The organism is Rhizobium sp. 268, assembly GCF_036571585.1.
GTDB lineage: Bacteria > Pseudomonadota > Alphaproteobacteria > Rhizobiales > Rhizobiaceae > Rhizobium > Rhizobium redzepovicii.
The window spans coordinates 282,421-309,317 of record NZ_JAPPSO010000007.1; the positions used below are offsets into that span (position 1 = coordinate 282,421).

Below are 26,897 nucleotides of genomic sequence, written 5' to 3' on the forward strand. Positions count from 1 at the left end.
ACAAACGTGAGCCCTGCCTGTCGGTCCGGATCGATGCTGAGGGCGTCCAGTTCAACTGTCACCATTGCGGCTTCCATGGAGGCGATTTCTTTGACCAACACTCTCGGCCCGGCGGGCGCACTGGCATTCCAAAACCGGCAGATCGACCCTCAAGTCGCCGTTCTTTCCGGAGCCTATACGGGTAGGGCCGTTACCGGCGCAGATGGTCAAACAAACGTCGAGCCGGATTTGTCCGGAAACATCGTCGTCTTCCCGTTCATCGATGGTGGCCGGCCGGTCGGAGAAAAGTACCGGGCGCCGGGAAAGAAGTTCTGGCAGCGCAAGGGCGGGCGAAAGACCTTCTGGAATGCCGACTGCATGGACGATACGGCGCTTGAGGACGGGCATAAGACGCTCATCATCACCGAAGGCGAGATCGATGCACTCACTGCAATCGACTGCGGCTTTCACACGACGGTGAGCGTCCCGGACGGTGCTCCGCCTGTTAGGGAAGGGGAAGATCCGGAACAGCTCGACGATGCGGCACCCGATGATGACAGCCATGGGAAATTCGAATTCGTCTTCAACAACCGGCATCGGATCAAACGCATCAAGCGGTTCATCCTGGCTGTCGACAACGATCCGCCCGGCCGACGTCTGGCGGCGGAGCTGGTGAGGCGGCTCGGCGCCGCTCGATGTTCGTTCGTGAACTATCCCGAAGGCTGCAAGGATCTGAACGACGTCCGAATGCAGCACGGTGCCGATGCCGTCGTGCGTGTGATCACCGAGGCCAAGCCATATCCGGTGCGGGGCATCTACCTTCTTTCCGATTATCCGGAGCTCGACGAGCCGAAAACCTACTCGACGGGATGGCCCGACCTCGATCCTTACCTTCGGGTCTGGCTGGGCGAGCTGATGGTGGTCACCGGCATTCCAGGGCACGGGAAATCGACATGGACGATGAATCTTTGCGTCAATCTTGCCCGCGCCCACGGGTGGCGAATTGGTGTAGCTTCGTTTGAAATACCGACGGTGCCGGCGCTGCGCTTCAAGCTTCGGCTGGCAGCGTCAAAGACGGAAACCAAGCATTGGACGCGGGATCTCGTCGCCGATGCCGACGTGTTTATCCAGAAGCATTTTGTTTTCATCGATGCCGACCCAACCGGCGAAACCGACGATGATATGACGCTTGAATGGCTGCTCGATCGCGCTGCGGATGCCGTCATTCGCCACTCGATCAAGGTTCTGGTCATCGATCCGTGGAACGAGGTCGAGCACTATCGGCCGCGCAACGAAAGCGAAACCCAATACATCAACCGCGCGCTTCGGCAGATCCGAAAATTTGCTCTACGGCACGAAGTGCTCGCTATCGTAGTCGCGCATCCGACCAAGGATCTCGGCAAGGGCGGGGAAGCCAGGACGCCAACCATGTACGACATCGAGGGGTCGGCAGCCTGGTACAACAAGCCGGACCATGGCGTCGTGATCGATGTTCCCGATCCAGAGCTGAACGAGACGGTCGTGTGGGTCAAAAAAGCCCGGTTCTCGTGGTCGGGCCGCAAAGGCGATGTGACACTACAATACCTGCCGGAGATCGAGGGATATCAATCTTTGAACGGCTTCGCTCCGCTATGGAAGTCGGCCCGTGGGGAGCAGGAATACCAACCGCCAAGACAACCAAGATCCAACGCCTATCAGGGAAAGGAACACTAATGGCCGGCAAGAGGAAGCCGAAGGTCGAGCTGGCCTGGCAATCGAAAATCAAGGTCGAAACGGTCACCGTCGACAATCCGTTCTATTCCAAGGTTCACCAGGGCGTCGAAGCCAACCCGGTGAAGATCCAGGCCCAGATTAATATCCGCGAGAGTGCTATTGTCACGCTCGCTGCCAGGAAGCAGATCAACGAGGCGCAGCTCGCGGCGGCTACGCGCTTTAGGGCGCTCTACGAGGCAATGGGAGGGGCCGGGGTAGGATCGTTCGACTATAGCCGCGAGCCGGTCGACGGCGGCGGGTCCCGCGAGCCTCTGACTGAGCAGCAGATCCGCGCCGGCCAAGAGTTGAAGCGCTGCCGCGAAATCCTTGGCGTCCGAGCCTATGACATCATGAGCAAAGTTGCTGGCCAAGGATATGCGATCGGGGAGCTTGCAAAATCGCACCGTGAGCGCACCACGCTTGCAGATTATCTAAAGGACGGGCTCGATGAGATGGCCCGCAGCTGGGGCTATGAAAACCGTGGGACGAAGCGGAGGACGACCTAACTTCCACTTGCGCCGCTACAACGAAGCGGCTATAGATTATCTATAGTCGAGAATTGCGTGAGAAGGGGATGTTGGCGCCCCATCTATTCGGAGAGGAACGGCTTTCCTTGGCCGCTGATTTGGTCAAAGCCGGTCAAAAAACTCCGTGTCCAGTCCAACAGCTCCATCTGCTCTTTGACGTCGCCTTCTGCATTGTCACGAAGTTCGTAATAGGCATCGCGAAGCTTCTTGAGAAACCTATCGGTGAATGTCGGGTCGCTCTCGCTGAGAGTCTGGACGATGCACGTTGCGAGAATTGATACACCTACTTTTGCGCGGTGGAGGTCGGTTCGGTTGTCTGTCGCCATTTTGGTTTCCCGTCAAAGCATCGGAACGTTGATGAGCGGGAGATCGTGTGTGCCATTCGCAACGCTGATGGCCTGCTCAAGCACAGCTGCGCGCGAATCCAGAGGACGATGCCTTATCACCGCGGCAGCAGATCCCGTGATCTCGTACCTTCCACAGTTCGGGCACACGATCTGGTGCACATCCATGGTAGGCAGCATCTCTTCGGCCTCATCGCCACATATAAAACAGTCCATTATAGCCCCCGTCTTGGTCAAACGCTTCAATGGCAGTGATAATCGCCAGTTTTATGATTGGTATGGCAGCCATTCCGGTCGAGGCCGCCGCCGTGGGCGAAAGCGCTGATTGCAGACATAGCGAATACGGTCGCTGCTAGAGCGATTCTAATGAGTTTCATTTGTTGAGTTCCCCATCCCTTTACACACGCAATAGAGCATGCGCTTGCATCGCCGTCGAGGGGGTTCAACTACAAGTTTGTGGCAATGGTAAACGGCTTATCGTCTGCGGCCAGTCAGTCCCTCCGCGCTCCAGTTTGTAATTTGAGATAGCCGCTCGAGTTCGATGTCCATCAGCGTCTGGATTTCTTCCGGAGACTCGTCGACAAAAACCGGCCCAGCGTTTTCTCTAAGCAAGAACAGTTCCGTCTGATGTTTGTCCTCATCGGATCGCATCTGGATCACGGTGTCCATATTGATCCAGCGCGTTATAGTCCCGTCGATCAACTTCACGAACATCCCATCCTCCCTACGATGGCCACACCGACCCGAACGCGAGAATCTAGGGCCGGTTCCAACCACGTCCAGCTTGCCGCCGAGGCCGCGTCGCAAGCACCTCGATAGGAGAATTAAACATGGACCCCTCGATTGCTCCGGCCTCGCGGGCCGCCGTGGTGACGCCGAATGATACCGCCATCGTCGGCGCGCGGGCCCTTTATATCGGCACGGCGGGCGATGTGGCGATTGCGCCGCGGCGGGATATGGATCCGGTCATTTTCAGGAGCGTGCCGGCCGGCACGATCCTGCCGGTTCACGCCGCCATCGTGGCGCTGACCGGGACCACCGCATCCAACATCATTGCGCTGTTCTAAACGGCACGCATACCGTCCAGCCGATCAGAAGGCAGGAGAAAATGACAGGCAGACCCACCAAGTTCACGCATTCCGTTGCTGACATCATCTGCGAACGTATCGCTGACGGCGAAAGCCTCCGATCGATCTGCCGTGATGAGGCCATGCCGGCGAAGTCGACCGTCCTCGCCTGGCTGGCAGATGACGACAAGTCAGCTTTTCGGACCAAGTATGCGCAGGCGCGAGAGATCCAGGCCGACGGCTTCGTCGACGAGATGGTCGAGATTGCCGACGACGGTACGAACGACTGGATGGAGAAGAAGAGCGCCGACGGCGAAACGACCGGCTGGCAGGAGAATGGCGAGGCCATCCGCCGCTCACAGCTTCGCATCGGCACGCGCCAATGGATCGCCGAGAAGCTGAAGCCGAAAAAGTATGGCGCCAAGGTCGAGCTGGAACACGGCGTGACCGGCGAGGTGTCGCAGCTGCTGGAAGCTATCAATGGCAAGACCCGCGGACTTCCAAACGGCGGTTGACCAGTTTTCCGACTGGCGCTGGCGGCTGAACAACCTCTACTGGATCACCGACAAAGAGGGCAAACGCGTCCGGTTCGAAATGAACTGGGCGCAGATGACGTTCTTCGAGCAGATGCATTATCTGAATGTGCTGCTAAAGGCGCGCCAGCTTGGCCTGACGACCTTCATCCAGATCTTCATGCTCGACGCCTGCGTATTCAATCGGGATATCAGGGCCGGCACCATCGCCCACACCTTGGGCGACGCCCAGACCATCTTCCGCGACAAGGTCAAATACCCTTACGACAATCTGCCCGAAGCCATCCGTGATGCGGTCCCGATCCAGAGGGACAACCAAACGGAACTGCTGCTTGCGAATAACTCGAGCATCCGCGTCGGCACGTCGCTCCGATCGGGCACGCTGCAGTACCTCCATATCTCCGAATATGGGAAGCTCTGCGCCAAGTATCCGGAGAAGGCGAGGGAAGTCAGGACAGGCGCCCTCAACACGGTGCAGGCCGGGCAGCTGGTGTTCATCGAAAGCACCGCCGAGGGGCAAGAGGGGCATTTCTACAATCTCTGCGAAGACGCCCAGGTCAAGCATCGCCAGTCAACAGCGCTGACGCCGTTGGATTTCAAGTTCCATTTCTTCCCGTGGTGGAAGGAGCCGCAATACTCGATTGATCCGGCGGGGGTCATCATTACGGACGCCTTCGCCAAATATTTCGGCGGTCTCGCCGACCAAGGGATTGATCTGACGGACGGTCAAAAGGCCTGGTACGTGAAGAAGGCCGAGACGCAGCTCGGCGATATGAAGCGGGAATATCCGTCGTCGCCGGCCGAGGCATTCGAAGCCAGCGTCGAGGGTGCTTACTATGCCGACCAGATGGCGGTTGCCGACGCTGAGGAGCGTATAGGCATCTACCCGCATGTGGCCGGTTATCCGGTTCACACCATCTCTGACATCGGCATGGATGACACCAATAGCGTCTGGCTGTTCCAGGTGCTTCCGAGCCGGGTGAGGATGATCGGCTACTTCGAACACACCGGCACCGGCATGGATGGCATGCTGGATGAGCTGGAGCGGCGCGCGAACGAGCACGGCTATGTCTATGGCGTCCACAACATGCCGCACGATATCCGGGTGAGGGAGTGGACGCGCGGCGGCATGACCCGCATCGAGATCATGCTGCAGGAGGTCAAGGCGAGAAACCTCGGCACCGTTCGGAAGGTTGAGCGGGCTTATGTCCATGACCGCATTAGCGGCACCCGGCGCATCCTGGCGAAGGTCGAGTTTGACCAGGCGGGATGCGTCGACGGCATCAAGTGCCTGAGGAACTACCGTAAGGAATGGGATGAGGATCTGAGCGTCTTCAGGGACGAGCCGCTGCACAACTGGGCATCTCACGGCGCCGACGCCTTCGGTGGACTGGCAATCATCTTCACGGGTCTGGCGGCCGAACCATTGAAGCCTGAACCAAAGCCGCTGCCGACGTTCCAGACCATGACGTTCAACGATTTCGTCAACTCCACACCGACCTATAGCGAGCACGTTTGATGGATGACGAAGCCACGACATTGCCGGCCAGTGACCAGTACGACCTGGCAAAAGTCGGCGCGCACTGGCAGCAGGAAATCGAACGGGCGCAGCGCTATTTTAAGTCATGGTTGGATCGCTGCACGAAGATCGAGAAAATCTACCTGCAGCAGCAGGCAGACCAGACGAGCGCAGCCAAGCGTCGTTTCCCCATGCTATGGGCGAACACTTCGGTTCTCCAGCCGGCCGTATATGCCCGTGTGCCTCAGCCCGTCGTCGAGCGTCGGTTCAAGGACTCGCAGCCGGTCGCGCGCATGGCGTCCGAACTGGTCGAGCGCAATCTGGCGTTCACCGCCGATGACGCGGATCTGGATTCGGTCATGCGGGCGGTTCGGGATGACTTTCTGCTCTGCGCCCGCGGAACCGTCTGGCTCCGCTATGAAGCGGACTTCGAGCCCATCGACATGGGCGTCGAGCCTTCGGACGCTGCTGGTGACGGTTTCCAGGGTGGCGGCATGGGCGACAATGGCCCGGGACTGGAACAGATCACCGACGAACGGGTCTGCATGGACTACGTCCACTGGTCCGACTTCCTGCACTCGCCCGCAAGGCGCTGGAAAGACGTCACGTGGGTAGCGCGCCGCGTCCCGATGACGGACGACGAATTCGACAAGCGCTTTCCGGAGGGGCGGGCAAACCTTGCGGCCAATGGCGCCGGCTCCAACCACGGCACCAACCAGACCGAGCGGGCTCAGAACGAGGGCAAAACCAGTGTCTGGGAGATTTGGTGCAAGACGGAAGGCTATACGGTCTGGATTGCCGAGGGTGCGCCTGTTGCTCTTGAGGTGTCCGAGCCGCCGCTGAAGCTGACGCGCTTCTTCCCATGCCCGCGGCCGGCATTCGGAACGCTGTCGACCGGGTCTCTCATCCTGGTCCCGGATTACGTCTACTATCAGCAGCAATGCGACGAGATCGACACGCTGACTAGGCGCATCAACAAGCTGACCGATCAACTCCGGCTGAAGGTGTTTTATCCATCTGGCGATGGATCGGTATCGCCGGCGATCGAGAAGGCCATGCGTCCGGAGAACGACACCGTCATGGTGCCGATCCCGGAATGGGCAGCCTTCACCGATAAGGGCGGCTCCAACGCCATCGTGACGCTTCCGATCGATCAGGTTCAGAAGGTCATCGTCGCCTGCATCGAGGTCCGCAAGCAGCTCGTCGAGGACGTTTATCAGATCACCGGCATCAGCGACATCGTTCGCGGGGACACCCAGGCGTCCGAGACAGCAACAGCGCAGCGCATCAAGAGCCAATGGGGTTCCATCCGCATCCGCGACCGCCAGGCCGAACTGGCACGCTTTGCCCGCGATGTCGTCAACATAGCTGGCGAGATCATCTGCGATCAGTTCCAGCCCGAGACGCTGATGCTGGTCAGCGGCATTCAGCTTCCGACTACTGCGCAGAAGCAGCAGGTCGAGATGCAGATGCAACAGCAGCAGATGATGGCGCAACAGGCAGCGGCGCGCGCCCAGCAGATGGGCCAGCCGGCGCCGCCGCCGCAACCGCCTCAGCTGCCGCCCGAGATCCAGCAGTTGATGCAGCAGCCCACGATTGACGAAGTGTTGCAGCTACTTCGGAACGACAGTGTGCGCGGCTTCAGGATCGACATCGAGACGGATTCGACCATCGAGCCCGACGAGGACGCGGAGAAGCAGCGCCGCATGGAATTCGTGCAGATGGTGGGCGGCTTCATGCAGCAGGCCGGCGCCATCGCGCAGCAGACGCCGATGCTCGTCCCTGTGATGGTTGAGACGCTGTTATTCGCGGCGCGCGGCTTCAGAGCCGGACGTCAGCTTGAGAACACGCTTGAGCAAGTAGGCGCACAGCTTTCGCAGGCGGCAACCGCTTCAAAGGCTCCTCCCGAGCCGACGCCCGAGCAGATGATCAATCTGAAAACGGCGCAGGTGAAGGCCGGCGCCGAAGAGAAGAAGGCACAGTTGAGCGTAGCCCAAGCGCAAATCGAGCATCAGACCACGGTGGAGCAAGCGCGAAGCGACATGGCGGCCCAGGCGCTCCAGCAGTTCCAGCAACAGCCGCCGGCGTACCAGTGAATGAGGGAAGCATGAGAGAACGATATTGCCGTGTCTGCGGCAGCTGGCACCAGCTCGACAAGTGGCCGCACAACTGCATGCCGGTGAAGAGCCAGGCGCAGTCGGATCTGCCGGCGCCGCACTTCGTCAGCGACAACATCGATATCCAGTCGATGCACGACGGACAGCATTACACCTCGAAAGCCAGATTGCGTTCTGCCTACCGGGCGGCCGGCGTGGTCGAGATCGGCAACGAAAAGCCGCAGCCGATCGAGAAGCCGAAGACGGACCGCCAGGCGATCCGCAACGAACTGCGGCGGGTTCACGCCGAATACAACGCCTGAACGGGCATCAATCCCCGAAATAGGAAACATTCGACATGGAAGACCTGATTAACGAGGCCGGCAACGGCGGCGAAGACCTCGGCACGTCCAACGACAAGCCGTTGAGCATCCGCGACAGCCTTAAAGCAGCGCTCGACAGCACAGAAACGGGAACGACATCCGCTGGGAGTGACCGACAGCGCGACGAGCATGGACGCTTCGCGCCGAAGGATGGGGACAAGGGTGCTCCTACCGCTGCTACGCAGGCCGTGGCAGCAGCGCCGAAGCCCGGAGATGCACCGGCAGCAGCAAACGCCGCCTCAGCAGCCCAACAGGCGGCTCCTACCGCCGCTCAGCCAGCCGAGCAGCAGCCGTCTGCGCACCGTGTGCCGCCTGGCTGGTCGCCTGAGGCGAAGGCCCAGTTTGCAACCTTGCCGCCGGAAGTCCAGGCAGCAGTCGCCAAGCGAGAGCAGGAGGTCGACAACGGTTTCCGCGTCCTTCAGGACTATAAGGGGCTCGAGGAATTCACGCCGATCGTAAGGCAGGCGGGCACCACGCACGCCGATGTCATGCGCAAGGCGATCGACTGGGAGACAGCGCTCCAGCGCGACCCCGTCAATACGGTCATTCACGTCGCCAACATGGCTGGCGTCAACCTTCGCGCCCTTGTCGCAGGTCAGCAGGATCAAGTCCTGCAGCGCCGGCCGCAACAGGCCCAGCAACAGCCAACGCCTCAGCCCGTCAATGTCGAGGCCACGGTTGAACAGGTACTCCGGAAACGAGACACTGAAACTCAGGTCAATGCCTTCATTTCCGATCCCGCAAATGTGCATGCGGAAGCCGTTCTCGACGACATGGTCGCCCTTATCAGCGCGGGGCGCGCATCGTCGCTCAAGGATGCCTACGATGCAGCGTGCTGGATGCGTCCCGATATTCGCCAACAGCTGATCAGCCAGGCTGCACCGGCGGTGAACCCAGTCCAGGACCAGACTTCCCAGAGGGCAGCAGCGGCAGATCAAGCCCGCCGCGCCTCGCGATCCATCTCCGGTTCTTCCGCACCAGGTCCAAGCCAGGGCGCGGCCTCCGGTCAACCCACATCCATCCGTGACTCGCTCCGCACTGCTTTGCACGCTGCGCGCGGTCAGGTTTGATCAAAGGAAAATGATCCATGGTTTCCCCAAACCTCTCTGAAATCGTGACGACGACCCTGCGGAACCGCAGCGGCGTCGTTGCCGACGACGTGACGAAGAACAACGGTCTTCTGTCTCGTCTGAACAGCCGCGGCCGCAAGAAGCCCGTCTCGGGCGGCCGCACCATCGTCCAGGAACTTCAGTACCAGGAAAACAGCACGTACAAGCGCTATTCCGGCTACGAGATCCTGAACGTTCAACCCTCCGACGTCATCACCGCTGCCGAATACGACTACAAACAGGCAGCCGTTGCCGTCTCGATGTCCGGCCTCGAACAGCTGCAGAATTCCGGCGAGGACGCTGTTCTTGATCTGCTCGAACAGCGCGTCGAGAATGCCGAAACGACGCTGAAGAACAACATCGCCCTCGATTGCTATTCCGACGGCACGGCGGACGGGGGGAAGCAGATCGGCGGCCTGCAGCTGTTGGTCTCGACGTCTCCGACCTCGGGCACCGTCGGCGGCATCAGCCGGGCGACGTGGGGTTTCTGGCGTAATCAGAAGTTCTCGGCGTCGGCGGATGGCGGTGCGGCTGCATCGACAGCGAACATCCAGTCCTACATGAACCGGCTCTATATGAGCTGTGTTCGCGGTCCTGATGCACCTGATCTGATCATCGGCGACAACAACTATTTCCGCCTCTACTGGGAGTCGCTGCAGGCAATCCAGCGTATCACCTCGGCGGACAAGGGCATGGCCGGCTTCCAGTCGCTGCAATACATGGGCGCCGACGTAATTTTCGACGGCGGCTTCGGCGGCGGTGCTCCGCTCAACCAGATGTTCTTCCTGAACACCAAGTACCTGTTCTACCGCCCCCACCGCGACCGTGACATGGCGCCGATCGGCGACGAGCGCATGAACACCAACCAGGATGCCTTCGTGCAGCTCATGGGCTTCGCCGGCAACCTCACCATGAACAACGCCTTCCTGCAGGGCGTGCTGTTCGCCTGATCGTCAACGAAAGGATCAACTCCCATGACTATCGCAACGTCTCAGACCGATCGTCTTGGCGCGAACCCGTTCGTCGTCGATGGCCCGATCGTTTCCGGCTCCGGTATTCCGGGCCCGAACTTTGCCCTTGGGTCCGTCTCCGGCGGATCGAAGGAGTCCGAGTGGGTTTACGTCAAGCTCGTCCTGGCGTCGACCACCACGCTCCAGCCCGGTCAGTGGTTCCAGTGGGATCGGGATTACACTGCAACGCTTCTGACCACGGCTGCAGCTGTTGTCGGCAATCGTTGCGGCGTCTTCGCCGGGGCAAACCAGGCGCCGACGCAGTCCGGTGGCCCGGCACAGTCGATCAGCCTTGTGGCCGGCACCTATTACCTCTGGCTGCAGCGCAACGGCCAGGCTCCGGCTCTGGTGACCACGGCAACGGCGGCCCTCGTCGTTGCTGAAACCACGGCGACGGCCGGTCTTGCGAATGCTCCGGCATCCGCGACCGTTTCGTCGAAGGCGATCCAGGGCGTCAACTTCACGGCCGCAAACCAAACCTTCACGGCAACGACCGTCAGCGGTTCCGCTGTGCTGACATCGCTTGGTGGCGTTACCTCAGAAGGTGGGCCGTTCATCGGCGCTGCCATCTCTGGCACCGGCATTCCCGGTTCCACGACCATCAGCTCGATCACCTACACGCCTTCTGGTGTGGTCCAGAGCATCACCATGTCTGCCAACGCCACGGCCAATGGCACCGGCATCACAGTGACGGCGACGGGCGTGCTCGAGGCGACCTTGATGCGGCCGTACCTGTCCAAGGTGAACTAAGGAGAGCGTGATGTCCCTGAAAAGTGAGATCGAGAAGAAGATTGCAGCCGACCGCGAGGCCGGCCGCGAAATCCCGGTGGTGATCGAGGAACTGATCCTGATGATCACCGATAAGGTCGATAAGCCGGCCGCTCAGAAGGCCCCGGCGAAGACTGAGAGCAAATGATCAACGGCGGGCGCTTCGGCGCCCGTTTCCTTTCCCCGCCATCAACAGCGAGACAATCACCATGACCGATAACAAGGGCGTCTACGCCTCCTTCAGCATCGAGCCCGTCGAACAGCCGTTCCTCACGGAACAGGAAGGACGGCCGATTTTCAAGGACACGGAATTCGTCACCATTTTCATCGCTGGCGACAAGCACACGGAAGTTCATCGCGTTGCGACAGAGCACGACAAAGAGCGGTTTTCGGAGACCTACAAGCGCTTCAAGGACGGTGCCGCGGCGCGCGAACAGCTGATCGGCACGCCGCTTTCGCAGTGGCCGTATCTCAAGCCGAGCCAGATCAAGGAGCTGGAGGCGATCAACGTCTATAGCGTCGAACAGCTGGCCGCTCTTTCCGATACTGCCAAGCAGAAGATCGGTATGGGCGCGAACGAGCTCGTGGCGGCCGCCCAGGCTTTCCTCACGACTGCCAAGGACGCCAGCGCGGCGTCCGCGTTCGCCGCTGAGAACGAACGCCTGAAGGATGACGTCAAGCGCCTGCAGCAGCAGATCGACGAAATGGGTAAGCGTTTTGAAGCCCTTGCCAAAGAACAGGGCGGTTCCGGCCGTCGCAATGCAGCAGCCTAAATCGGAGATCCGCGCATGTCGCTGTTGTCGATCATTCAGAATGTATGCGCGGAAATCGATCTCGATCAGCCGACGGCGGTAATGTCCTCGGCTGATCCGCAAATCAAACAGTTGCTGGTTCTTTCCACCCGTGCCGGCCGTGATCTGCTGAAAGATCATGACTGGTCGGCGCTGACGACAATCCGGGATTTCACGGCAACCGGAGTTATTCCGGAGCCGACCGAGCCACCGGCGGATTTCAAGCGCTTCGTTGCCAACTCGATGATCTGGAACGTCTCGCGGCTGTGGTCGCTGAATGGCCCGGTCGAGCCCGCGGCATGGGACCGGCTCAGGATACTTAATTCCAACCCGGTGCCGCAGGTCTGGCGCATGCTCGGGGACAAGCTGGCGTTCTTCCCGAATGATGCGGGGGAAACCCTTCGCTACGAGTACGTCTCGAAAAGCTGGATCGCGGTCAGCGGCGGCACGACCTACGCCGAGAATTGGGCGAACGACACCGACACGGTGCGTTTCCCGGAAGACCTCGTCGAGCTTTCCCTTATCTGGCGCTGGAAGCGCGCGAAGGGCCTGGATTATGGCGAAGAGCTGGAAAACTTCGAGCGCGCCAAGGAAGCGGCGGTTGGCGCCGATCGCGCCGCGCAGCCGATGAGCATGTCGATGCCGTACCGCGGCGAAGTTCCCGATAACTACTGGCCGGGCACCATCACAGTATGACCAGAAAACCAGTCCCCCCGAACGGGCGCACCGGCCGCGTCTCGCCCAGCAAAGACTGGATCGCGCCGATTGGCGGCTGGCGAACCGATGTCGAAATGGCAGATATGCCGAAGGACGCGGCCTTCCAACTCGATAACTTCTTCCCGGAAGCAAACCGGGTCCGCGCGCGATATGGGAATACTGCCTTCGCGACAGGCCTCGGCGCCTCAGTGCTGACGATCATCCCGTATGTCGGGGTTAGCAATCGTCTGTTCGCGGCTGCGGGCGACAAGATATTCGACGTGACCGCGGGCGGCGCGGTCGGGGCTGCTGTCGTAAGCGGGCAGAGCAGCGCGCGCTGGTCGGTTCAGCAATATACGAACCCTGCTGGGCAGGAATATTTGCGCCTCGTCAACGGGCTGGATTTGCCACTGCTCTATAACGGCACGACGTGGACGAACAACATTCTCGTCGGGACCGCGACGCTCGCCACACAAAACGTCGCGGTGAAGGCGGTCCAGTATACCCTCAGCTTCTTCGGAACCGGCTCTGTGACGCTCTCGGGAGCCTACGCGGGCGTTCTCAATGGAACGGGCGTTGGCAATCGCGTGACACTGACGTTTACGCCGGCGGCGGGCACGCTGACCTTGACCGTGGCAGGCTCGGTAACGAATGCCCAGCTGGAAACCGGTGCGACCGCCACGCCCTATGTCTCGTCGACGATGATCACGGGTATTTCCGATCCTTCGCTGCTGATCGCGGTGACGGCCTATCGCTCGCGCCTGTGGTTCATCGAGAAGAATTCGACCAATGTCTGGTATCTCGCAACGGATGCGGTGAGCGGAACCGCCACGGTCCTGCCGGTCGGCGGTAATATGAAATACGGCGGCACGCTGGTGGCAATCGGCGTCTGGACCATTCCCGTTTCGACCGGACTCCAGCAGTGCCTTGTCCTCATGTCTACTGAGGGCGAGGTGATCGTCTATCAGGGCTCCGATCCATCGAGCGCTTCGAACTGGAGCCTGCTTGGCACCTTCAAGCTCGGCCGGCCGCTCGGGACAGAACGTTGCTTCCTGTCCGTCGGCGCCGATCTCGCCATCATGACAACGGACGGGATTGTTCCGATCACCAAGGCTGTTCAGCTCGATCGCGGCGCGACCAGCCTTGGAGCGATTACCGCCAAGATTGGCCCGACCTGGCGCGAAACCGTGATGACGGGCGGCACCACGTCACAGGAATGGCAGCTGGCAAGCTTCCCGGCGCGACAGATGGCGATTGTCAACCTGCCGTCGTCTCTCGGGCCGTATCAGTTTGTGATGAATACCGAGACCGGCGCCTGGTGCCGCTTCGTCGGACTTGCGGCCTCCTGCTGGGCCAATTGGCAGGACCGTCTGTTCTTCGGCTCGAGCGACGGCACGGTTTACGAGGCCGAAGTTGGCGCCAACGACAACGGCGCGGCGATCGACGCTCTTATGGTCGGGGCGTGGAACCGGTACGGGGAAGACATGGCAACCAAGTTTTCCAAGCTTATCGGCGTGACCGGTCAGATTGGCGTTTCGACCCTGATGTATGCCGGCATGTCCTTCGACTATCAGGTGAAGATCCCGACGGCGCTCCTGTCGTCGGTGGACAGCAACGCCGCAGCCAAGTGGGGAACCGCGATCTGGGGCGTCTCGAAATTTCCCGGAACCTCGCTCGTCCGAAAGTTTGCAGCGGCCGGAGGTGTGGGTTCCGCCTTGGCGCCGACGATCCGGGCGCTGATCTCTGGAGCAACTGGTTCGGTATCCGAAGCTGCCGTCGTCGGCGGCTCGGTCCTCTATGAGAAGGGCTCTCCCATTTGATCGTCTCCGAACCTTGCGAGTATATCGCGGCGTGGGTCGGTGGCAATATCGGGGTTTCGTTCGAACCTCCCTATACTGCGCTGGCGCATATCGACCGCGGCCGGATCATTGCCGGCTATGTCTTCAATGTGTGGACGGAACATGACGTCGAGGTTTCGCTCGCTGCCGAGCGGCTTTCCGTCACGCTGATGCGGGAGGCATTCCGTTACGTGGTCGATCAACTCGGCTGCCGCCGTGCGACGTTCAGGACCCGCGCCGACAACATTCCTGCCCAACGGGCGCTGGAAAGGCTTGGCGCTCGTCTGGAGGGTCGCCAGCGGGCCTATTTCGGCGACTGCGACGCGCTGCTCTACGGTATCATGAAAGAGGACTTCCCCTATGGTCTCCACACCCAAGGCGCCTAAGGCCCCGGACCCGACGCAGACCGCGGCGGCGCAGACAGCGACCAACGTGGACACCGCGATTGCCAACGCTGGGCTGAGCCACACGAACCAGTACACGCCCGACGGCTCGCTGGAATACAAGCAGACCGGCAAAAGCACGATGACCGATCAGAACGGCAAGACATACGATTTGCCGGTCTATTCCGCCTATCAGACCTATTCGCCGGAAAATCAGGCGATCTACGACCAGACGCAGCAAACGCAGCTCGGGCTGGCGAAGCTCGCAAATGAGCAGACGGGCAAAATCTCCGGCATCCTGGGAACCAACGTCGATCTCAGCTCTGGGAACGTCGACAAATACGTCAACGACCACTGGCAGGGCGGATTCAACAACCAGTGGGACCGAGACCAGGCGAGTTTGGAGCAGAGCCTTGCCGACAAGGGCATCTCGATGGGCTCGGCCGCCTATGACAACTCCATGCGTGATTTTTCGACGCGCAAGCAGGCGGCGGCGGATCAATATCTGGGCGACATGTATTCGAATGCGCAGAATTCGATCCTGACCGAGCGCAACCAGCCGCTGAACGAGATTTCGGCGCTGATGTCTGGGTCCCAGGTCAATCAGCCGAATTACGTCAACTCCCCGACGACGCAACTGCCGACGGTCGACCAGGCGGGGCTGATCAATGAAGGCTTCAATCAGCAGATGGCGGGCTATAACCAGCAGGTTTCACAGAAGAATGCTGCGATGGGCGGTCTATTCGGTCTCGGCGGATCGCTGCTTGGCGGCTGGGCCATGTCTGATCGCCGGCTGAAGCGCGGCATCTACCAAATCGGGGTCACAGCATCCGGCATCCCAATCTACGAATACGAATACGTATGGGGCGGCGGCCGCCAAGTCGGCTTCATGGCCGATGACGTCGAGGCAATTGCTCCTGACGCTGTTGCTGAAGGTCCGGGCGGCTTCAAGATGGTCAATTACGCGGGGGTTCTGTGATGGGCTTCATATTCGGCGGGGACACCGGCCAGTCGCAGGCAGACGTAACCGACGCTCGCAAGCGCCTTGCTGCGGCAATGCTCCAGCAGGGCACGGACACGAGCCCTATCCAGTCGCCCTGGGAAGGTGCTGCACGCATGGCGCAAGCGCTTATGGGTGGTCTCGCCATCCGCAAGCAAGGCGACATGCAGCGCGCCGCCGATGCCCAGTATATGTCCGCGATCACCGGCCAGCCTTACACCCCGCCTGAGCAGCCCAAGGGCTTCCTGTCGTCGCTGTTTGGCGGGTCGAAGGAGACCGCACCCGGCGCAACTGGCTCGTCCATGCCGAAGACTGACGTTTCGGGAAATGTCGCGTTGCCCTCCACCGTGACGCCTGGCGGCCTCCCTGAAGTCTCCGACTATATCCGACAAGCGGCGACTGCCCGCGGCATTGATCCGAACATCGCGCTGCGCGTCGCCGGCCATGAGGGTATGAACGTCTTTGATCCGTCGAAACCCGATAATGGTGGTGACGAGGGGTCTTCGTTCGGGCCGTTCCAGCTTCATTATGCCGGCATGTCGAAGTCCATGCCCAACTCCGGCCTCGGGAACGAGTTCACGAATGCCACGGGCCTGCATGCGCGCGATCCGTCGACATGGAAACAGCAAGTCGATTTCGCGCTGGATTGGGCGCGTAAGCACGGCTGGGGGCCGTGGATGGGCGCGAAAGCCGAGGGCATCACCGGCATGATGGGGATTGGGGCTATGCCGCCCCAGCAGGAAGCGCAAGCAGCTGCCGTGAACCCCGGCACGCCGCCAACCGGTCCGATACAGCCGCCGCCGGTCAATCCTGCGCCCGCAGCCGCACAGCCACAGACCACACCGGGCGAAGTCGCAAGCCTTGACCCGACGATCGGCATTCCCATGCCGGGAGCAGCGGGGCAAATGCGCGTATCCGATCCGGCACAGGTCATGCAGCCTCAGGCAGGCCCACAGGCTGCGTTGCCGCCGTTGCCGGCCACCAACGTAGGTCCGACGCCAAATGTCGCTGGTGTGTCGTCTGTACTCGATCCTCAGTTGGCCCGGGCTCTCCGTAATGGCGACCGCTCCGGCGTCGGCATCGGTGGCGATGTTCCTGGGCCCGGATACTTTCCGCCGGCGCCGACCGACGGCGGCCAGCCCGCGTCCCCGCAGCAGATCGCTCAGGCGCAATCCGTCGGCAATCCGTCGGGGCCGGCACGTCTCGTCCAGGCATTGGACAGCGCCAATCCTCCGCAGGCACAAAACCCGATGGCGAACCCGCGCGCCCAAGCGCTGGTGAAAGCCATGACGGATCCGAATGCATCGCCGCAGATCAAAGCTATGGCCGCGCAGCAGTTACAGATCCTGACGAAGCCGCCTGAGTATGGGTTTGAGACGCTGCCCGATGGGACTGTGCTCCGTAGCGACCCGCGCACCGGTACGCTCACGCCCGTTTATCGCTCGGAAATGTCTCAGGCCGATCGGGCAAAGCTTGATTTCGATCGCGAGAAATTCCGCCAGGAGCAGGCCAACCGCAACACGCCAACGGCAGCCGAGCAGGCAAACATCGATCTTGAGCGGCAGAAAGCCGATTTCGAAAGAAACAAGCCGGTGGTCGTCCAACCGGGCGAAACGCTCTTCAGCCCAGGTCAGGAGCGCGTCGTCTATCAGGGCACCGGCTACAAGCCGGAAGACGTGTCGAACCTCCGCAAGGAAATCCAGGGCCTACCGACCTACAAGTCCTATCAGCAGGCTTTGCCGCCCTATCAGTCAATGATCGACACGGCGAAGACGGACTCGAAGGCTTCCGACCTGAACCTTGTTTACGGCTTGGGCAAGATCATGGATCCGAATTCGGTCGTCCGAGAGGGTGAAATGGTCATGGTCAACAACACTTCGAGCCTGCCCGACTGGCTTCAGGGCGCTATCAACAGCGTCAACGGTGGGTCTCGTCTCGAACCGGCAACCCGCACGGCGATCCTCAATGAGGCCCGAAGCCGCATGACGGCGTACCGCGGGGCGCTGGACAACGACATATCGCAGTATCGTGGCATCATCGGCCGGCGCGGGATGAACGAGGCCGATGTCTTGCCGACGCTTGGGGATATCCCGGAAGTGCCGAGCCTAATGCCGCCGCCGGCGGCTGACGTCGGTGCGCCGCCAGAAGGTGTCCCGGCCGATGTATGGGGCGCAATGACGCCAGCGGAGCGCAAGCTATGGCAGAAATGACACCGGAACAGCAGCGGGCACTGGCAATCGCGACCGCGCGTCTGAGGCTTCAGAAGCAGCCGCAGATGTCGCCGGGAGCAGATGGCTCGGCGAGCCCAACATCGACTTCGGCTGCCGCGCCACCTCAGACCGGCGAGGAGCTGCGAGCCCGAGTCTATGCTGATCTCGCCGCCAAGCGCGGGGCCACGCAGACGCAGCCGGCGGCTGATCGCTACGGACTGCCGGCCGACGATGCCCTTTCAGTCGCCAGGACGGGCGTCGGCGGCCTCATCGAAGGTATTCCGATCGCGGGGCCGATCATCCGCGGCGCAACCGAGCGGGCCGCGGCGGCGACACTCGCAGCCTTCTCGGACGAGACCTATGATCAGGTCATGGATCGGGTCCATGAAGCGAACAGAGCTGAAAAAGCAGCGAACCCAAAAGTCGACAAGGGGGCTCAAATAACTGGAGCCGTTGCCGGGACCATCCCGGCGGTTATGGCCGCCCCCGCTCTATTTGGAGCGGGCGGCGGGAGCTTGCTAGTCCGCTCGGGTATCTCTGGGGTGACGGGAGCGACACTTGGCGGGGCTGACGCTGGCGTTCGCTCCGGCGGTGACCTGGAGAAGATCAGGGACGGGATGCTATTGGGTGGCCTGTTTGGTTTGGGCGGTCCCGTAGCAGGCAAGGTCATTGGGGCTGGAGCCAGATCGATCGTTGACGCACTCCGTACTCGTGCCGCAGCGCGAATGGCCGGCATGGACCCGCAGGCATTCGGTTATTTTCGTCGCGCGGTGACCGACGACGGCCTAGACGCGTCGACGCTGCCGCGCAGACTGATGGAAATGGGTTCTGAGGCTATCCCCGCGGACCTTGGGCCGAACCTTCAGAAGCAGGCCGGTGCGCTTGCGGCAACGCCCGGCCCGGCGCAGACGACGATCCGGACCACGCTCGCCGATCGCGGCGCTGGCGCAAACGCTCGAATTGGTCAAACCATCGATGAGACGATGGGGCCGAACGTCGTTCCCTCGGAAGTCAGGGCCGGAATTGAAGCCAATCAGGATTCGTTCAGCCCTCTCTATCGCGAGGTCTTCAGGGGAGCCCGCCCTTACGACATGGCGCCGATAGCCGAAGCAATAGAAGCTGACATCAGCCGCCTTCGCGGCCCAGCTCAGGCCCGCTTACGGCAAGTCCGCGACATGCTGAATATTGCGAATTCGAATGTCCTTTCCAGCGATCCCGGAGTCATGTTTCAGACGCGGCAGGCAATCGATGGACTTCTGAAGACGGAAATTGATCCGAAGGCGATTGCCACGCTGGTGGAAGCCCGCCAGATGCTCGATGACGGCCTCACCCGCGCAGTTCCTCGCATTAAGGAGCTCGACGCAGGCTTTTCGGAACTCGCCCGTCAGGACGAAGCTCTGACACGTGGTCAGCAAGTCCTCGACAGTGGACGGACAGCGCCGCGACCCTCCGAATTGGCCGCAGAGGTCGAGCAGGGAGTTCAGCCGCAAGGGATGCAGATTGGACCATCTGCCGTCCCGTTGCGCTTGTCTCAGGGCGCACGGGCCGAGATTGACCGCATAGTCGGGACCAACTCCAACGATATCGCCGCCATGAGTAAGCTAATCAAGGGAGAAGGCGACTGGAACCGTGCGCGGCTTGCTACCTTGTTCGGCCCGGAGAAAGCAGAGCGACTGTTCAAAGTGCTCGATGGCGAGCGCATCTATGCCGATACCGCCAACACTGTAAACCGCAACAGCGAAACCGCAGCGCGTATTGCAGCTCAGAACGAGTTGGGTGGCGGCGCTGGCGGGAATTTCGGTGTGAAGGAAGCATTCAAGGCCGGCGGCTTCCTCGGTGCAGCTCGATCGGCCGCTATCGATAAGGTCGACGACATCGTCAAGGCGCTCATGTCGAGCGAGACCGGCAATGCGACGCGCCAAAGCCTGGCTCGGGCTCTTATCGGGGAGCAGCGTGAAAAGCTGGTCGAAGGGCTGATAAAAGCTCAGGGGATGGGAACGACGCCCGCGCTAGTCGATCCGGTTGTCAAAGCGTTGCTTTTGAACGCCGGAACCGCGCGGACGCGATGACGGGTCGACCCAGCAAATGAGCAAATAAAGGACGATCACAAACAGGGCGCCAACGATAAGGCCTCCCTCGAAGTCGTCACCGATTACATATCGAAGCGCGAAAACGCCGGACACGACCGCATACAGCAATGCGGTCGTCGCGATAATGCAGGCGATTTGCAAAACTCGGATCATGGCGCAACCAATACTACACCATTGACGGCCTCGCAATTCACGGGGCCTCTTCTTTTTGGAGAAGGTGAATGCCCAGAAACCCATCCACCGGCGTCTATTCGAAACCCGCCGGCACGTCTCCTTCGATCGGTCAGATTATCGACCCCGTTCCGTGGAACGCGCTGACAACCGATCTCGGAAACGAAATCACGAATTCGCTGCCGCGGGACGGCTCGGCGCCTATGACTGCGCCGCTCAAGTTGGCGGGCGGCACGGTATCGGCACCTGGCATCGGTTTCGCCTCGACGCCGCAGACGGGCGTTTATCTCAAGGGCGGTGGCCTGCTCGGCTTTACGCAGAACGGTGTCGATGTCGCATTCGATAATGATCTGGTTTACGCGACCAAGACTGGTGATTACACGGCACTGGCGGCCGATGACAACGCGGTTCACCGCTTCACGGCAGCCGCCACGCTCACGTTGACGGCGGCAGCCACGCTCGGTTCTGGCTGGCACTATGTCGTCATTGCGGACGGCGCAGACGTGACGATTGATCCGAGCGGGGCCGAGACGATCGATGGAGCGGCGACACTTGTCGTTCCGAACGGGTACTCCACGACCATCGTCTGCAGCGGGTCGGCGTTCTTCACCAACAAACTGATGACGAAGATCCTGACAAAGGCGGACAGCACGGCCGTCGGAAGCTTCATCGACGGCCTTCTGCTTTCAAACAATACCGGTGCACCAACCACTCACGTCGATTTTGCCGCCGGCTCCGCCAGGGCGGGGTCGAGCTTCGTTTCCAGCGCGGCTTCATTCACAAAGCGGGTAACCGGGACATGGGCAGTAGGGACCGGCAACGGTGGCCTCGATGCCGGCGCCGTCGCGGCAAACGCCACCTATTTCGCCTATGCGCTGCGCAAGGACGCTGACCTGTCGTTCGACGTGGTTCTCTCCACCTCGGCAACGATCGGCGGCGTGACTACGACCTTACTCACTGGCTTTACCCTCGTGAAATGCATCGGGGTGGTGCTGACGGACGCCAGCTCGCTTATCCGGGCCTTCGTGATGTATCCGAAGGACGAGTATACCTTCGTGACGCCGGTCAAAGATGCTGTCAGCGCCGCTATCTCTACGACTTCGGCGCTCCTGGCGCTGACAGTGCCAAATGGGGTGAAGGTTAAAGCCAAGTTGCGGATCCAATTTACATCGAGCGCAACAACCAACGCTGCGCTGATCCATGACCCAGCCCAAGGGACGCTGACCGCCGGTATCGGCAATGATGGCGGCATCGCGGGCGCGATCCAGGCTGCAAGCAACTATGCCATCGGCTCCGGCGATATCTGGACAAACACAAGTAAGCAGGTTCGGCAAGTATCCGGTGCGGCCGGCAACATCTGGGTGTGGACCGATGGCTTTCATTTCCCATGCGGGAGGAACGCATAATGCCCTACGTATCACGGTCGGCATCCGGCGCCATCAACGGCCTATTCGAGCAGATGCAGGAAGGGTTTGCCGAAGAGTTTCTGCCCGATGATAACCCAGAAGTGGTTGCCTTTCTCAATCCGCCGCCACCGCCCTACACAATCGGGGCCGATCTGCCTTGGGCGAGAATGACCGAAGACGGGGCCGAGCTTGTTCAAGATGGTATCGACGCAAGCCCGGTTAAAACCCGAAACATGATCAATAAGGCAACCTCATTCACCGAAGGGACTGACGCGTTCGTCAAGTTCAAGGCGATCATCGCGGCGGCCACATCAACATCCCAGGCCGGCGAGATCATGGGGCGCCAGCTTCCTTCCGAACTCGTCTCGTCCGAGGTCGAACAGGCATGATCCTCCGCTACATCCTCTTCCTCCCGATCAACCTCTTCCTCGTCGGGCTGGCCTATGTGCTCTCGCCCTTCCTCGCCGCATGGTCAATGAAGCGCGGCCCGGTTCTCCCCGGCCGCTGGCGCTGGTTCTCGACACTGAACGCCGATCTGGACGGCTACATTCCACAGAAGGTTGCAGGGTTCGATCCGTCCGCCAAGGGCTTCAAACTCTGGTGGCAGCGGACTCGCTGGACGTGGCGAAACCCGTGCAATGGCTGGCAATCCGAAGCGTTGGGCGTTGCTGATATCGCCTCTGCCTTCACCGTCAAGCGCGACGTTCCGCTGGCATTCGGTTTCTATCTCAAGCTCTGGCTTGGCTGGAACCGGGAGAAGCGGGGCGGCAACTACTTCCCTTACATGCTGCAGTGCGGCCTTAAACGCCGCCGATCACTCTAGGCACCCTTGCATTTCACATAAACCGTGTAGATGCGGGCAGGGCGGCCGTCAGATGTGCCGGTCTCGCTCACAGAGTCCTTTACGACGCGTGCGGAAGGGCATTGCGTCTTCTTATAATCGAGTGCGAAGCGTTCGCGGATTTGTTTGTCGTCCAGATCGTGCCCGACGATGTTGTGCACTTGGACAGCGTAGTCCGCTCCGGCGACCGGAGGGACGTCTACCCGGTCACCGCTGGTTTCCTGCGTCTGGCATCCTGCCAGCACGACCGGCAGTACCAGTAAAAGAGCCTTTGCTTGCATGATCGGGTCTCCTTCCCCAAAGCGGTTGTAGATCAGGAAGACATTCAGAAACAAGCGCGCCTCATCGGCCATCACCCACAATCTGGAGTTATCCATGCTCGTCCCTCACTGGCGGCGCGTTCTCGCGCGCTCCCTGTCGCTTTGGTGCGTCTATTTCGCGGGGCTCTTCGAACTGGCCCCGTACATCGTCCCGTATCTCGATGGCTACATCCCGCCGTGGCTGTCGATCGTCCTCCTCCTGCTTTCCGTCCCGGCTCGGGTAATCGATCAGAGGCTTTCCGATGGCAAATAGAATGAAAAAGGGTAGCGCGGTTGCTGCGATGGCCGTGGCGCTTGTCGGCTCTTTCGAAGGGCTCCGGCAAAACGCCTATCCCGATCCGGCAACTGGCGGCCAACCGTGGACGCTGTGTTATGGCTCTACCAACGGCGTAAAGCCTGGCGATTACAGGACCGTCGCCCAGTGCAAGGCGCTTCTCTCGCTGGAGCTCCAGAAATACGCCGACGGCATCGAGAAGTGCATCACGGTCCCATTGCCAGATGCGCGTTTCGTCGCCCTGACTTCATTCGCCTATAACGTTGGCCCCAAGGCCGCGTGCGGCTCTAGTGTCGTCAAACTGATCAACCAGGGCAAGACGGCCGAGGGCTGCGAAGCTTTGTTGAAATGGAATAAGGCCGCCGGCATCACCTTTCCGGGCCTGACACGTCGCCGGCAGAAGGAACGCCAGTTCTGCCTGGAGGGCATCTGATGCTCTCCATCATCCCCGATTTCATCAAGCTGCCGGCCGCTCTCGCCCTCGGCGCTCTCGTCACCTTTTACCCGGCCCGCTGGCTCGGGCAGTCCGAGGGCAGGCAAATGGCTGCGACAGCCGCCCTCACCAAATCCGTCCAGGTTCTGCGCGAAAGGAACACGATCGATGACGAAGTTTCCACTTCTGATGCTGCCGCTTTGTGCGCTGATCTCGGGCTGCCAGACGACCAGCAAGCAGAATGTGTGCGACGGGTTCTTTCGCCTGACGCCGAGCCTGCAAACCTCGGTGACCATCCTGAAGACCGATCGGCCGTTCGCAAATCAGATTGCCAGCCACAATAGGTTCGGCGCCTCTCAAGGCTGCTGGGAGTAATCGCCCATGAGCATCATGCTAGCCCTTTCCACCTCCATCACAAACCAGTGGGGGGGAGGCACCACGCCGATTTTCACTTTTTATGTGGATCCGGCAGGCTCTGACTCCAATGACGGCCTCTCGCCGGCCACCGCGTGGCAGACGCTGAGCAAGGTCAATGCGGCCACGCTCACGCCAGGCTCCTCGGTTCTCTTCAAAGGCGGATCGACGTTTACTGGTCAATTGACCCTCAGCGAGGGTAAGCACTTCGGCAGTTCCGGGTTGGCGACCACGTTCGGTTCGTATGGTACGGGCAACGCAACGATCCAGGCGGGCGTCAACAGCGACAACGGGATATCCGCCCTCAACCCGCACCACATCACCATTCAAGACCTGATACTGGTGGGCACGGGCAGCACTGTGAGCACGGGCACCGGCTGCGCGCTTACCAATGATCAGCTCGGCAGCACAAAGCTTGCTGGCGTTTCGCTCCTCCGCTTGGATATCAGCGCCTATGGCGTCGATGGAATTGCCGCATACACGGGTAGCACGGCTTACGCCGCCAACTCGGCTTCCGGTTTTAGCGGTTTGCTGATCGACGGGTGTACTGTCCACGACAACACCGGCAATGCCACGACCGGCACTGGCAACGGCATCACCCTACAGGGCCTCTATGGCCTGCTCAACTTTGCTGCCAGCCACACCAATTGCATCATCCGTAATTGCAAGATTTACAACAACACCGGCAAGGCTGGGCTTAGCCAGCACTCCGGCAACGGCGTCCTTCTCGGCCAGTGCTCCGGGGCGCTTGTCGAGTATTGCGAGGCCTACAACAACGGGGCCAACAATTCGAACGCCGCCGGCCCGGTCGGCATTTGGATGTACGACACGACCAACAGCACCATCCAGTTCTGTGAGAGCCACCACAACAAGACGGGTGTCGGCACTGCCGACGGCGGCGGCTTCGATATTGACGGCGGTTGCCAAGGCTGCATCATTCAATATTGCTACAGCCATGATAACTATGGTCCGGGTTATCAGCTCTACCAGTACAGCGACGCAGCAAATATCAAGACCCTTAGCAACAACCTCATCCGCTACAACATCTCGGAGAACGACGGGACGCAGGCACCCACGACCAAGGGTTCTGTCCATCTCGGGACCGCGGACCTTGCGCGTGCGAACACTGGCAACGCCATATTCAACAACACGCTCTACAGCAGCGTGGCGTCAGCCAACGGCCTCTACCTTGATAGCAACCCCGATAAATTCACGACGACCTATTTCGCCAACAACATCGTCTATCTGACCGGGGCAAGCACGAAGGTCATCAACTCGACACCAAGTGCAGTGCCGGGCATCTTGTGCATCGGCAACTGCTATTCGTCGCCGTCAACCTCCATCAAGTGGGGAGCCACGACCTATACCACCTTCTCCAACTGGCGAACTGCGTTCCCGACGCAGGAAACGGTGGCCGGCGCGGCAGTGTTCAAAGCTGCTAACCCAACTCTGGTGGGGACGGTGCCCGTGGGCAATATCAACGGTTTCAATTCCGCCCTGCTCGGCGCCTACAAGACGCAAGGGGCTTCGGTCTGTCGCAACGGGGGGCAGAACCTCAATAGCCTCTACGGCATCACCGTGGGATCGCAGGATCTCTACGGCAACGCGATCCCGCAAGGGCTTTACGATATCGGCTGTTTTGAAAGCGCATAAGATACATGACATCGAACGACGACATCCTTCACAAGCTGGGCCACCTCGAGGGAACCCTTGCTGGAATCCATGAAAGCGTTGCGCTGCTCCGAAAGGATGTAAGCGACGAGAAGGCGAATGCTCATGAAAGCAGGGCCGTTATCCATCGGCGCCTCGACGAGCAGGGGGCGCAGATAAATCTTCTCGATAAGGCCGTGGTGATAAATGCCGGCGTGGACGCCCAGGTTCGAGATGAACTGAAAAGCATCAAGGAGACGGTGCAAGAAAACCATGAAAGCATCCAGCCAACGCTGGAGGAGTGGAAGAGGCTCAAAACCCTCGGCTATGGGATCTCAGGTCTGATTGCCTTCGCCGGCCTCACGATCGGCGGGATAGTCGCATCTGCCAGCGATAGTGCTGTAACCGCTCTAAGGCATTGGCTCAAAATAAATTGATCAAGAGCACCAGTCGTTCCGGTGCTTCGGACTCCACGACTTGGCGAAGCGCTCCTTCAGCAGGTTCTTTCCAATTTCTTCACCATTTGCTCTGTAGATGTTCACCAGCGGCCGGTGTGTTTGTGTCTTGTCCACCGCGCCGCTCCATTCGATCCGCAAGCCCTTTTCAGCCAGCAGCTCTTTCAGCCCACCTTGGCGATCAGCGCCAACTTCCGTTCCTTGATATACTTCGCATAGTATCCGATCTCGGGCGGGATACCCGGCCGGTCTCCTTTAGTGGGATGCGGCGACATCTTCGGAATGTACGATTGTATTCGCCCCAGGCCGAAGTTTCATTTTGATTGATCATCATCCTGCATGGTCGGAGTCGCATTGCGCTGGACCGGCTTTCCTTCAGTCGGCGGCCTCACCGGAATGTGCAAAGCCGTAATGTCTGGCGTATAGGAACGATGGCAGACCCATCGGTTCTCCATGCTCAGACATGAACACAGCTCGCCCAGCGGGGCGTTTCCGTAAGGGGAGAGAACCCGAGGCGGTGGACCGCATGCCAAGGCGCTCGCGTAGGTGCAACAGAAAGCGCAGAGGACGATAAAAAACGTGCGGATCGTTTTCGTGCGCGAAATGGGGGAAGCCATAGGTTCCGTCCTTCAGATGTTTGGACCGATGCGGTTATCCCCGCAACTGGGATGTGTCGGGCCTTTCAGCGACACTGAGCCCTAGCAAGCGTCGAGCCAAACAGATCGGTAGTAGGTGACGAACGATTATTTGGTTGCTTTCCAGCTACTTAGGAGGAACATAAGGAAATTTATGGAAGACGAATGCGTGTCGCGGAGCCGACAACAGCGACGACGATGTC

30 protein-coding genes and 1 pseudogene are annotated in these 26,897 nt (G+C 60.4%); 26 read left to right on the plus strand and 5 right to left on the minus strand.

From position 1 onward, the window contains the following. Window positions 1-75 precede the first annotated feature (75 nt). Window positions 76-1,692, plus strand: a complete 1,617-nt coding sequence (locus OS035_RS16160; RefSeq protein ID WP_331813875.1) for a bifunctional DNA primase/helicase — start codon at window positions 76-78, stop codon at window positions 1,690-1,692. Next, complete coding sequence (locus OS035_RS16165) at window positions 1,692-2,237, plus strand: hypothetical protein (protein ID WP_331813876.1); 546 nt, start codon at window positions 1,692-1,694, stop codon at window positions 2,235-2,237. Before OS035_RS16160 ends, OS035_RS16165 begins: the two co-directional genes overlap by 1 nt. 83 nt (window positions 2,238-2,320) lie before the next feature. On the opposite strand, the gene OS035_RS16170 is transcribed toward OS035_RS16165, so the two are convergent. The 3 genes from OS035_RS16170 to OS035_RS16175 all read right to left on the minus strand — a co-directional run bounded on the left by OS035_RS16170 (window position 2,321) and on the right by OS035_RS16175 (window position 3,316). Next, window positions 2,321-2,584 (minus strand): hypothetical protein, encoded by a 264-nt coding sequence (locus OS035_RS16170; RefSeq protein ID WP_331813877.1) that lies wholly within the window; start codon window positions 2,582-2,584, stop codon window positions 2,321-2,323. A 260-nt stretch (window positions 2,585-2,844) separates the two neighbouring features. Beyond that, a complete protein-coding gene (locus OS035_RS33590) occupies window positions 2,845-2,979 on the minus strand; it encodes a YHYH domain-containing protein (RefSeq protein WP_442967702.1) in 135 nt (44 codons plus the stop codon). Between the two features lie 97 nt (window positions 2,980-3,076). Beyond that, window positions 3,077-3,316 carry a hypothetical protein gene (locus OS035_RS16175; protein WP_331813878.1) on the minus strand — a complete coding sequence of 80 codons (240 nt, stop codon included), beginning with the start codon at window positions 3,314-3,316 and terminating at the stop codon, window positions 3,077-3,079. 116 nt (window positions 3,317-3,432) lie between these two features. On the opposite strand from OS035_RS16175, the gene OS035_RS16180 reads away from it, so the two are divergent. The 19 genes from OS035_RS16180 (at window position 3,433) to OS035_RS16270 (ending at window position 22,495) form a co-directional block, all read left to right on the plus strand. Beyond that, the gene (locus tag OS035_RS16180) at window positions 3,433-3,669 is read left to right on the plus strand and encodes a spike base protein, RCAP_Rcc01079 family (protein ID WP_331813879.1); all 237 of its coding nucleotides are present in this window, start codon (window positions 3,433-3,435) and stop codon (window positions 3,667-3,669) included. Window positions 3,670-3,710: 41 nt separating this feature from the next. After that, window positions 3,711-4,184, plus strand: coding sequence for a terminase small subunit protein (locus OS035_RS16185; RefSeq protein WP_331813880.1), 474 nt, complete (start codon window positions 3,711-3,713; stop codon window positions 4,182-4,184). Further along, complete coding sequence (locus OS035_RS16190; protein WP_331813881.1) at window positions 4,150-5,721, plus strand: terminase; 1,572 nt, start codon at window positions 4,150-4,152, stop codon at window positions 5,719-5,721. Before OS035_RS16185 ends, OS035_RS16190 begins: the two co-directional genes overlap by 35 nt. Continuing rightward, window positions 5,721-7,817, plus strand: coding sequence for a hypothetical protein (locus OS035_RS16195; RefSeq protein ID WP_331813882.1), 2,097 nt, complete (start codon window positions 5,721-5,723; stop codon window positions 7,815-7,817). The genes OS035_RS16190 and OS035_RS16195 overlap by 1 nt, the downstream gene beginning before the upstream one ends. Window positions 7,818-7,828: 11 nt before the next feature. Further along, the gene (locus OS035_RS16200) at window positions 7,829-8,140 is read left to right on the plus strand and encodes a hypothetical protein (protein ID WP_331813883.1); all 312 of its coding nucleotides are present in this window, start codon (window positions 7,829-7,831) and stop codon (window positions 8,138-8,140) included. A 35-nt stretch (window positions 8,141-8,175) separates the two neighbouring features. Then, window positions 8,176-9,270: a hypothetical protein gene (locus OS035_RS16205; RefSeq protein WP_331813884.1), complete on the plus strand. Its 1,095-nt coding sequence runs from the start codon at window positions 8,176-8,178 to the stop codon at window positions 9,268-9,270. Between the two features lie 17 nt (window positions 9,271-9,287). Then, the gene (locus tag OS035_RS16210; protein ID WP_131710979.1) at window positions 9,288-10,259 is read left to right on the plus strand and encodes a phage major capsid protein; all 972 of its coding nucleotides are present in this window, start codon (window positions 9,288-9,290) and stop codon (window positions 10,257-10,259) included. 24 nt (window positions 10,260-10,283) lie between these two features. Next, complete coding sequence (locus tag OS035_RS16215; RefSeq protein WP_183778873.1) at window positions 10,284-11,069, plus strand: hypothetical protein; 786 nt, start codon at window positions 10,284-10,286, stop codon at window positions 11,067-11,069. Between the two features lie 10 nt (window positions 11,070-11,079). Continuing rightward, window positions 11,080-11,235, plus strand: a complete 156-nt coding sequence (locus OS035_RS16220; RefSeq protein WP_183778875.1) for a hypothetical protein — start codon at window positions 11,080-11,082, stop codon at window positions 11,233-11,235. A 61-nt stretch (window positions 11,236-11,296) separates the two neighbouring features. Continuing rightward, on the plus strand, window positions 11,297-11,860 hold the full coding sequence (locus OS035_RS16225) for a hypothetical protein (protein WP_131710977.1): 564 nt from the start codon (window positions 11,297-11,299) through the stop codon (window positions 11,858-11,860). 15 nt (window positions 11,861-11,875) lie between these two features. Further along, window positions 11,876-12,574 carry a phage adaptor protein gene (locus OS035_RS16230; protein WP_331813885.1) on the plus strand — a complete coding sequence of 233 codons (699 nt, stop codon included), beginning with the start codon at window positions 11,876-11,878 and terminating at the stop codon, window positions 12,572-12,574. Next, on the plus strand, window positions 12,571-14,394 hold the full coding sequence (locus OS035_RS16235; protein ID WP_331813886.1) for a hypothetical protein: 1,824 nt from the start codon (window positions 12,571-12,573) through the stop codon (window positions 14,392-14,394). Before OS035_RS16230 ends, OS035_RS16235 begins: the two co-directional genes overlap by 4 nt. Beyond that, on the plus strand, window positions 14,391-14,798 hold the full coding sequence (locus OS035_RS16240) for a GNAT family N-acetyltransferase (protein WP_331813887.1): 408 nt from the start codon (window positions 14,391-14,393) through the stop codon (window positions 14,796-14,798). Before OS035_RS16235 ends, OS035_RS16240 begins: the two co-directional genes overlap by 4 nt. After that, window positions 14,773-15,774 (plus strand): tail fiber domain-containing protein, encoded by a 1,002-nt coding sequence (locus tag OS035_RS16245; RefSeq protein WP_331813888.1) that lies wholly within the window; start codon window positions 14,773-14,775, stop codon window positions 15,772-15,774. Before OS035_RS16240 ends, OS035_RS16245 begins: the two co-directional genes overlap by 26 nt. A gap of 152 nt (window positions 15,775-15,926) precedes the next feature. After that, window positions 15,927-18,005, plus strand: coding sequence for a hypothetical protein (locus OS035_RS16250; RefSeq protein ID WP_331813889.1), 2,079 nt, complete (start codon window positions 15,927-15,929; stop codon window positions 18,003-18,005). Continuing rightward, entirely contained in the window at window positions 17,993-20,074 is a 2,082-nt protein-coding gene (locus OS035_RS16255) for a hypothetical protein (protein ID WP_331813890.1), read from the plus strand. Before OS035_RS16250 ends, OS035_RS16255 begins: the two co-directional genes overlap by 13 nt. Before the next feature lie 242 nt (window positions 20,075-20,316). Then, complete coding sequence (locus OS035_RS16260; protein WP_331813891.1) at window positions 20,317-21,672, plus strand: hypothetical protein; 1,356 nt, start codon at window positions 20,317-20,319, stop codon at window positions 21,670-21,672. Further along, window positions 21,654-22,061, plus strand: coding sequence for a hypothetical protein (locus OS035_RS16265; RefSeq protein WP_331813892.1), 408 nt, complete (start codon window positions 21,654-21,656; stop codon window positions 22,059-22,061). The genes OS035_RS16260 and OS035_RS16265 overlap by 19 nt, the downstream gene beginning before the upstream one ends. Next, window positions 22,058-22,495 (plus strand): DUF7338 family protein, encoded by a 438-nt coding sequence (locus tag OS035_RS16270; protein ID WP_331813893.1) that lies wholly within the window; start codon window positions 22,058-22,060, stop codon window positions 22,493-22,495. Before OS035_RS16265 ends, OS035_RS16270 begins: the two co-directional genes overlap by 4 nt. On the opposite strand, the gene OS035_RS16275 is transcribed toward OS035_RS16270, so the two are convergent. Beyond that, complete coding sequence (locus OS035_RS16275) at window positions 22,492-22,890, minus strand: hypothetical protein (protein WP_331813894.1); 399 nt, start codon at window positions 22,888-22,890, stop codon at window positions 22,492-22,494. The two genes, OS035_RS16270 and OS035_RS16275, sit on opposite strands and share 4 nt — an antisense overlap. On the opposite strand from OS035_RS16275, the gene OS035_RS16280 reads away from it, so the two are divergent. The 5 genes from OS035_RS16280 to OS035_RS16300 all read left to right on the plus strand — a co-directional run bounded on the left by OS035_RS16280 (window position 22,889) and on the right by OS035_RS16300 (window position 26,041). Beyond that, on the plus strand, window positions 22,889-23,086 hold the full coding sequence (locus OS035_RS16280) for a DUF7940 domain-containing protein (protein ID WP_331813895.1): 198 nt from the start codon (window positions 22,889-22,891) through the stop codon (window positions 23,084-23,086). The genes OS035_RS16275 and OS035_RS16280 overlap by 2 nt on opposite strands. Further along, the gene (locus tag OS035_RS16285) at window positions 23,076-23,540 is read left to right on the plus strand and encodes a lysozyme (protein WP_331813896.1); all 465 of its coding nucleotides are present in this window, start codon (window positions 23,076-23,078) and stop codon (window positions 23,538-23,540) included. Before OS035_RS16280 ends, OS035_RS16285 begins: the two co-directional genes overlap by 11 nt. A 168-nt stretch (window positions 23,541-23,708) precedes the next feature. After that, window positions 23,709-23,915: a hypothetical protein gene (locus tag OS035_RS16290; protein WP_331813897.1), complete on the plus strand. Its 207-nt coding sequence runs from the start codon at window positions 23,709-23,711 to the stop codon at window positions 23,913-23,915. 6 nt (window positions 23,916-23,921) lie between these two features. Beyond that, window positions 23,922-25,607 carry a right-handed parallel beta-helix repeat-containing protein gene (locus OS035_RS16295; protein WP_331813898.1) on the plus strand — a complete coding sequence of 562 codons (1,686 nt, stop codon included), beginning with the start codon at window positions 23,922-23,924 and terminating at the stop codon, window positions 25,605-25,607. A 5-nt stretch (window positions 25,608-25,612) separates the two neighbouring features. Then, window positions 25,613-26,041, plus strand: coding sequence for a DUF1515 domain-containing protein (locus tag OS035_RS16300; protein ID WP_331813899.1), 429 nt, complete (start codon window positions 25,613-25,615; stop codon window positions 26,039-26,041). On the opposite strand, the pseudogene OS035_RS16305 reads toward OS035_RS16300, so the two are convergent. Beyond that, window positions 26,042-26,292 (minus strand): annotated as a pseudogene (locus tag OS035_RS16305) (thermonuclease family protein); the annotation flags it as partial. Window positions 26,293-26,897 lie beyond the last annotated feature (605 nt).

What these genes read in the sequence shown, in the direction of transcription:
- OS035_RS16260 (WP_331813891.1), top strand. Translation starts at nt 20,317, where the DNA reads ATGCCCAGAAACCCATCCACCGGCGTCTATTCGAAACCCGCCGGCACG.
- OS035_RS16235 (WP_331813886.1), top strand. Translation starts at nt 12,571, where the DNA reads ATGACCAGAAAACCAGTCCCCCCGAACGGGCGCACCGGCCGCGTCTCG.
- OS035_RS16275 (WP_331813894.1), bottom strand. Translation starts at nt 22,890, where the DNA reads ATGGATAACTCCAGATTGTGGGTGATGGCCGATGAGGCGCGCTTGTTT.
- OS035_RS16290 (WP_331813897.1), top strand. Translation starts at nt 23,709, where the DNA reads ATGACGAAGTTTCCACTTCTGATGCTGCCGCTTTGTGCGCTGATCTCG.
- OS035_RS16185 (WP_331813880.1), top strand. Translation starts at nt 3,711, where the DNA reads ATGACAGGCAGACCCACCAAGTTCACGCATTCCGTTGCTGACATCATC.
- OS035_RS16300 (WP_331813899.1), top strand. Translation starts at nt 25,613, where the DNA reads ATGACATCGAACGACGACATCCTTCACAAGCTGGGCCACCTCGAGGGA.
- OS035_RS16270 (WP_331813893.1), top strand. Translation starts at nt 22,058, where the DNA reads ATGATCCTCCGCTACATCCTCTTCCTCCCGATCAACCTCTTCCTCGTC.
- OS035_RS16180 (WP_331813879.1), top strand. Translation starts at nt 3,433, where the DNA reads ATGGACCCCTCGATTGCTCCGGCCTCGCGGGCCGCCGTGGTGACGCCG.
- OS035_RS16205 (WP_331813884.1), top strand. Translation starts at nt 8,176, where the DNA reads ATGGAAGACCTGATTAACGAGGCCGGCAACGGCGGCGAAGACCTCGGC.
- OS035_RS16285 (WP_331813896.1), top strand. Translation starts at nt 23,076, where the DNA reads ATGGCAAATAGAATGAAAAAGGGTAGCGCGGTTGCTGCGATGGCCGTG.
- OS035_RS16295 (WP_331813898.1), top strand. Translation starts at nt 23,922, where the DNA reads ATGAGCATCATGCTAGCCCTTTCCACCTCCATCACAAACCAGTGGGGG.
- OS035_RS16165 (WP_331813876.1), top strand. Translation starts at nt 1,692, where the DNA reads ATGGCCGGCAAGAGGAAGCCGAAGGTCGAGCTGGCCTGGCAATCGAAA.
- OS035_RS16265 (WP_331813892.1), top strand. Translation starts at nt 21,654, where the DNA reads ATGCGGGAGGAACGCATAATGCCCTACGTATCACGGTCGGCATCCGGC.
- OS035_RS16280 (WP_331813895.1), top strand. Translation starts at nt 22,889, where the DNA reads ATGCTCGTCCCTCACTGGCGGCGCGTTCTCGCGCGCTCCCTGTCGCTT.
- OS035_RS16245 (WP_331813888.1), top strand. Translation starts at nt 14,773, where the DNA reads ATGGTCTCCACACCCAAGGCGCCTAAGGCCCCGGACCCGACGCAGACC.
- OS035_RS16225 (WP_131710977.1), top strand. Translation starts at nt 11,297, where the DNA reads ATGACCGATAACAAGGGCGTCTACGCCTCCTTCAGCATCGAGCCCGTC.
- OS035_RS16210 (WP_131710979.1), top strand. Translation starts at nt 9,288, where the DNA reads ATGGTTTCCCCAAACCTCTCTGAAATCGTGACGACGACCCTGCGGAAC.
- OS035_RS16200 (WP_331813883.1), top strand. Translation starts at nt 7,829, where the DNA reads ATGAGAGAACGATATTGCCGTGTCTGCGGCAGCTGGCACCAGCTCGAC.
- OS035_RS16195 (WP_331813882.1), top strand. Translation starts at nt 5,721, where the DNA reads ATGGATGACGAAGCCACGACATTGCCGGCCAGTGACCAGTACGACCTG.
- OS035_RS16160 (WP_331813875.1), top strand. Translation starts at nt 76, where the DNA reads ATGGAGGCGATTTCTTTGACCAACACTCTCGGCCCGGCGGGCGCACTG.
- OS035_RS16255 (WP_331813890.1), top strand. Translation starts at nt 17,993, where the DNA reads ATGGCAGAAATGACACCGGAACAGCAGCGGGCACTGGCAATCGCGACC.
- OS035_RS33590 (WP_442967702.1), bottom strand. Translation starts at nt 2,979, where the DNA reads ATGAAACTCATTAGAATCGCTCTAGCAGCGACCGTATTCGCTATGTCT.
- OS035_RS16220 (WP_183778875.1), top strand. Translation starts at nt 11,080, where the DNA reads ATGTCCCTGAAAAGTGAGATCGAGAAGAAGATTGCAGCCGACCGCGAG.
- OS035_RS16215 (WP_183778873.1), top strand. Translation starts at nt 10,284, where the DNA reads ATGACTATCGCAACGTCTCAGACCGATCGTCTTGGCGCGAACCCGTTC.
- OS035_RS16230 (WP_331813885.1), top strand. Translation starts at nt 11,876, where the DNA reads ATGTCGCTGTTGTCGATCATTCAGAATGTATGCGCGGAAATCGATCTC.
- OS035_RS16170 (WP_331813877.1), bottom strand. Translation starts at nt 2,584, where the DNA reads ATGGCGACAGACAACCGAACCGACCTCCACCGCGCAAAAGTAGGTGTA.
- OS035_RS16175 (WP_331813878.1), bottom strand. Translation starts at nt 3,316, where the DNA reads ATGTTCGTGAAGTTGATCGACGGGACTATAACGCGCTGGATCAATATG.
- OS035_RS16190 (WP_331813881.1), top strand. Translation starts at nt 4,150, where the DNA reads ATGGCAAGACCCGCGGACTTCCAAACGGCGGTTGACCAGTTTTCCGAC.
- OS035_RS16250 (WP_331813889.1), top strand. Translation starts at nt 15,927, where the DNA reads ATGGGTGGTCTCGCCATCCGCAAGCAAGGCGACATGCAGCGCGCCGCC.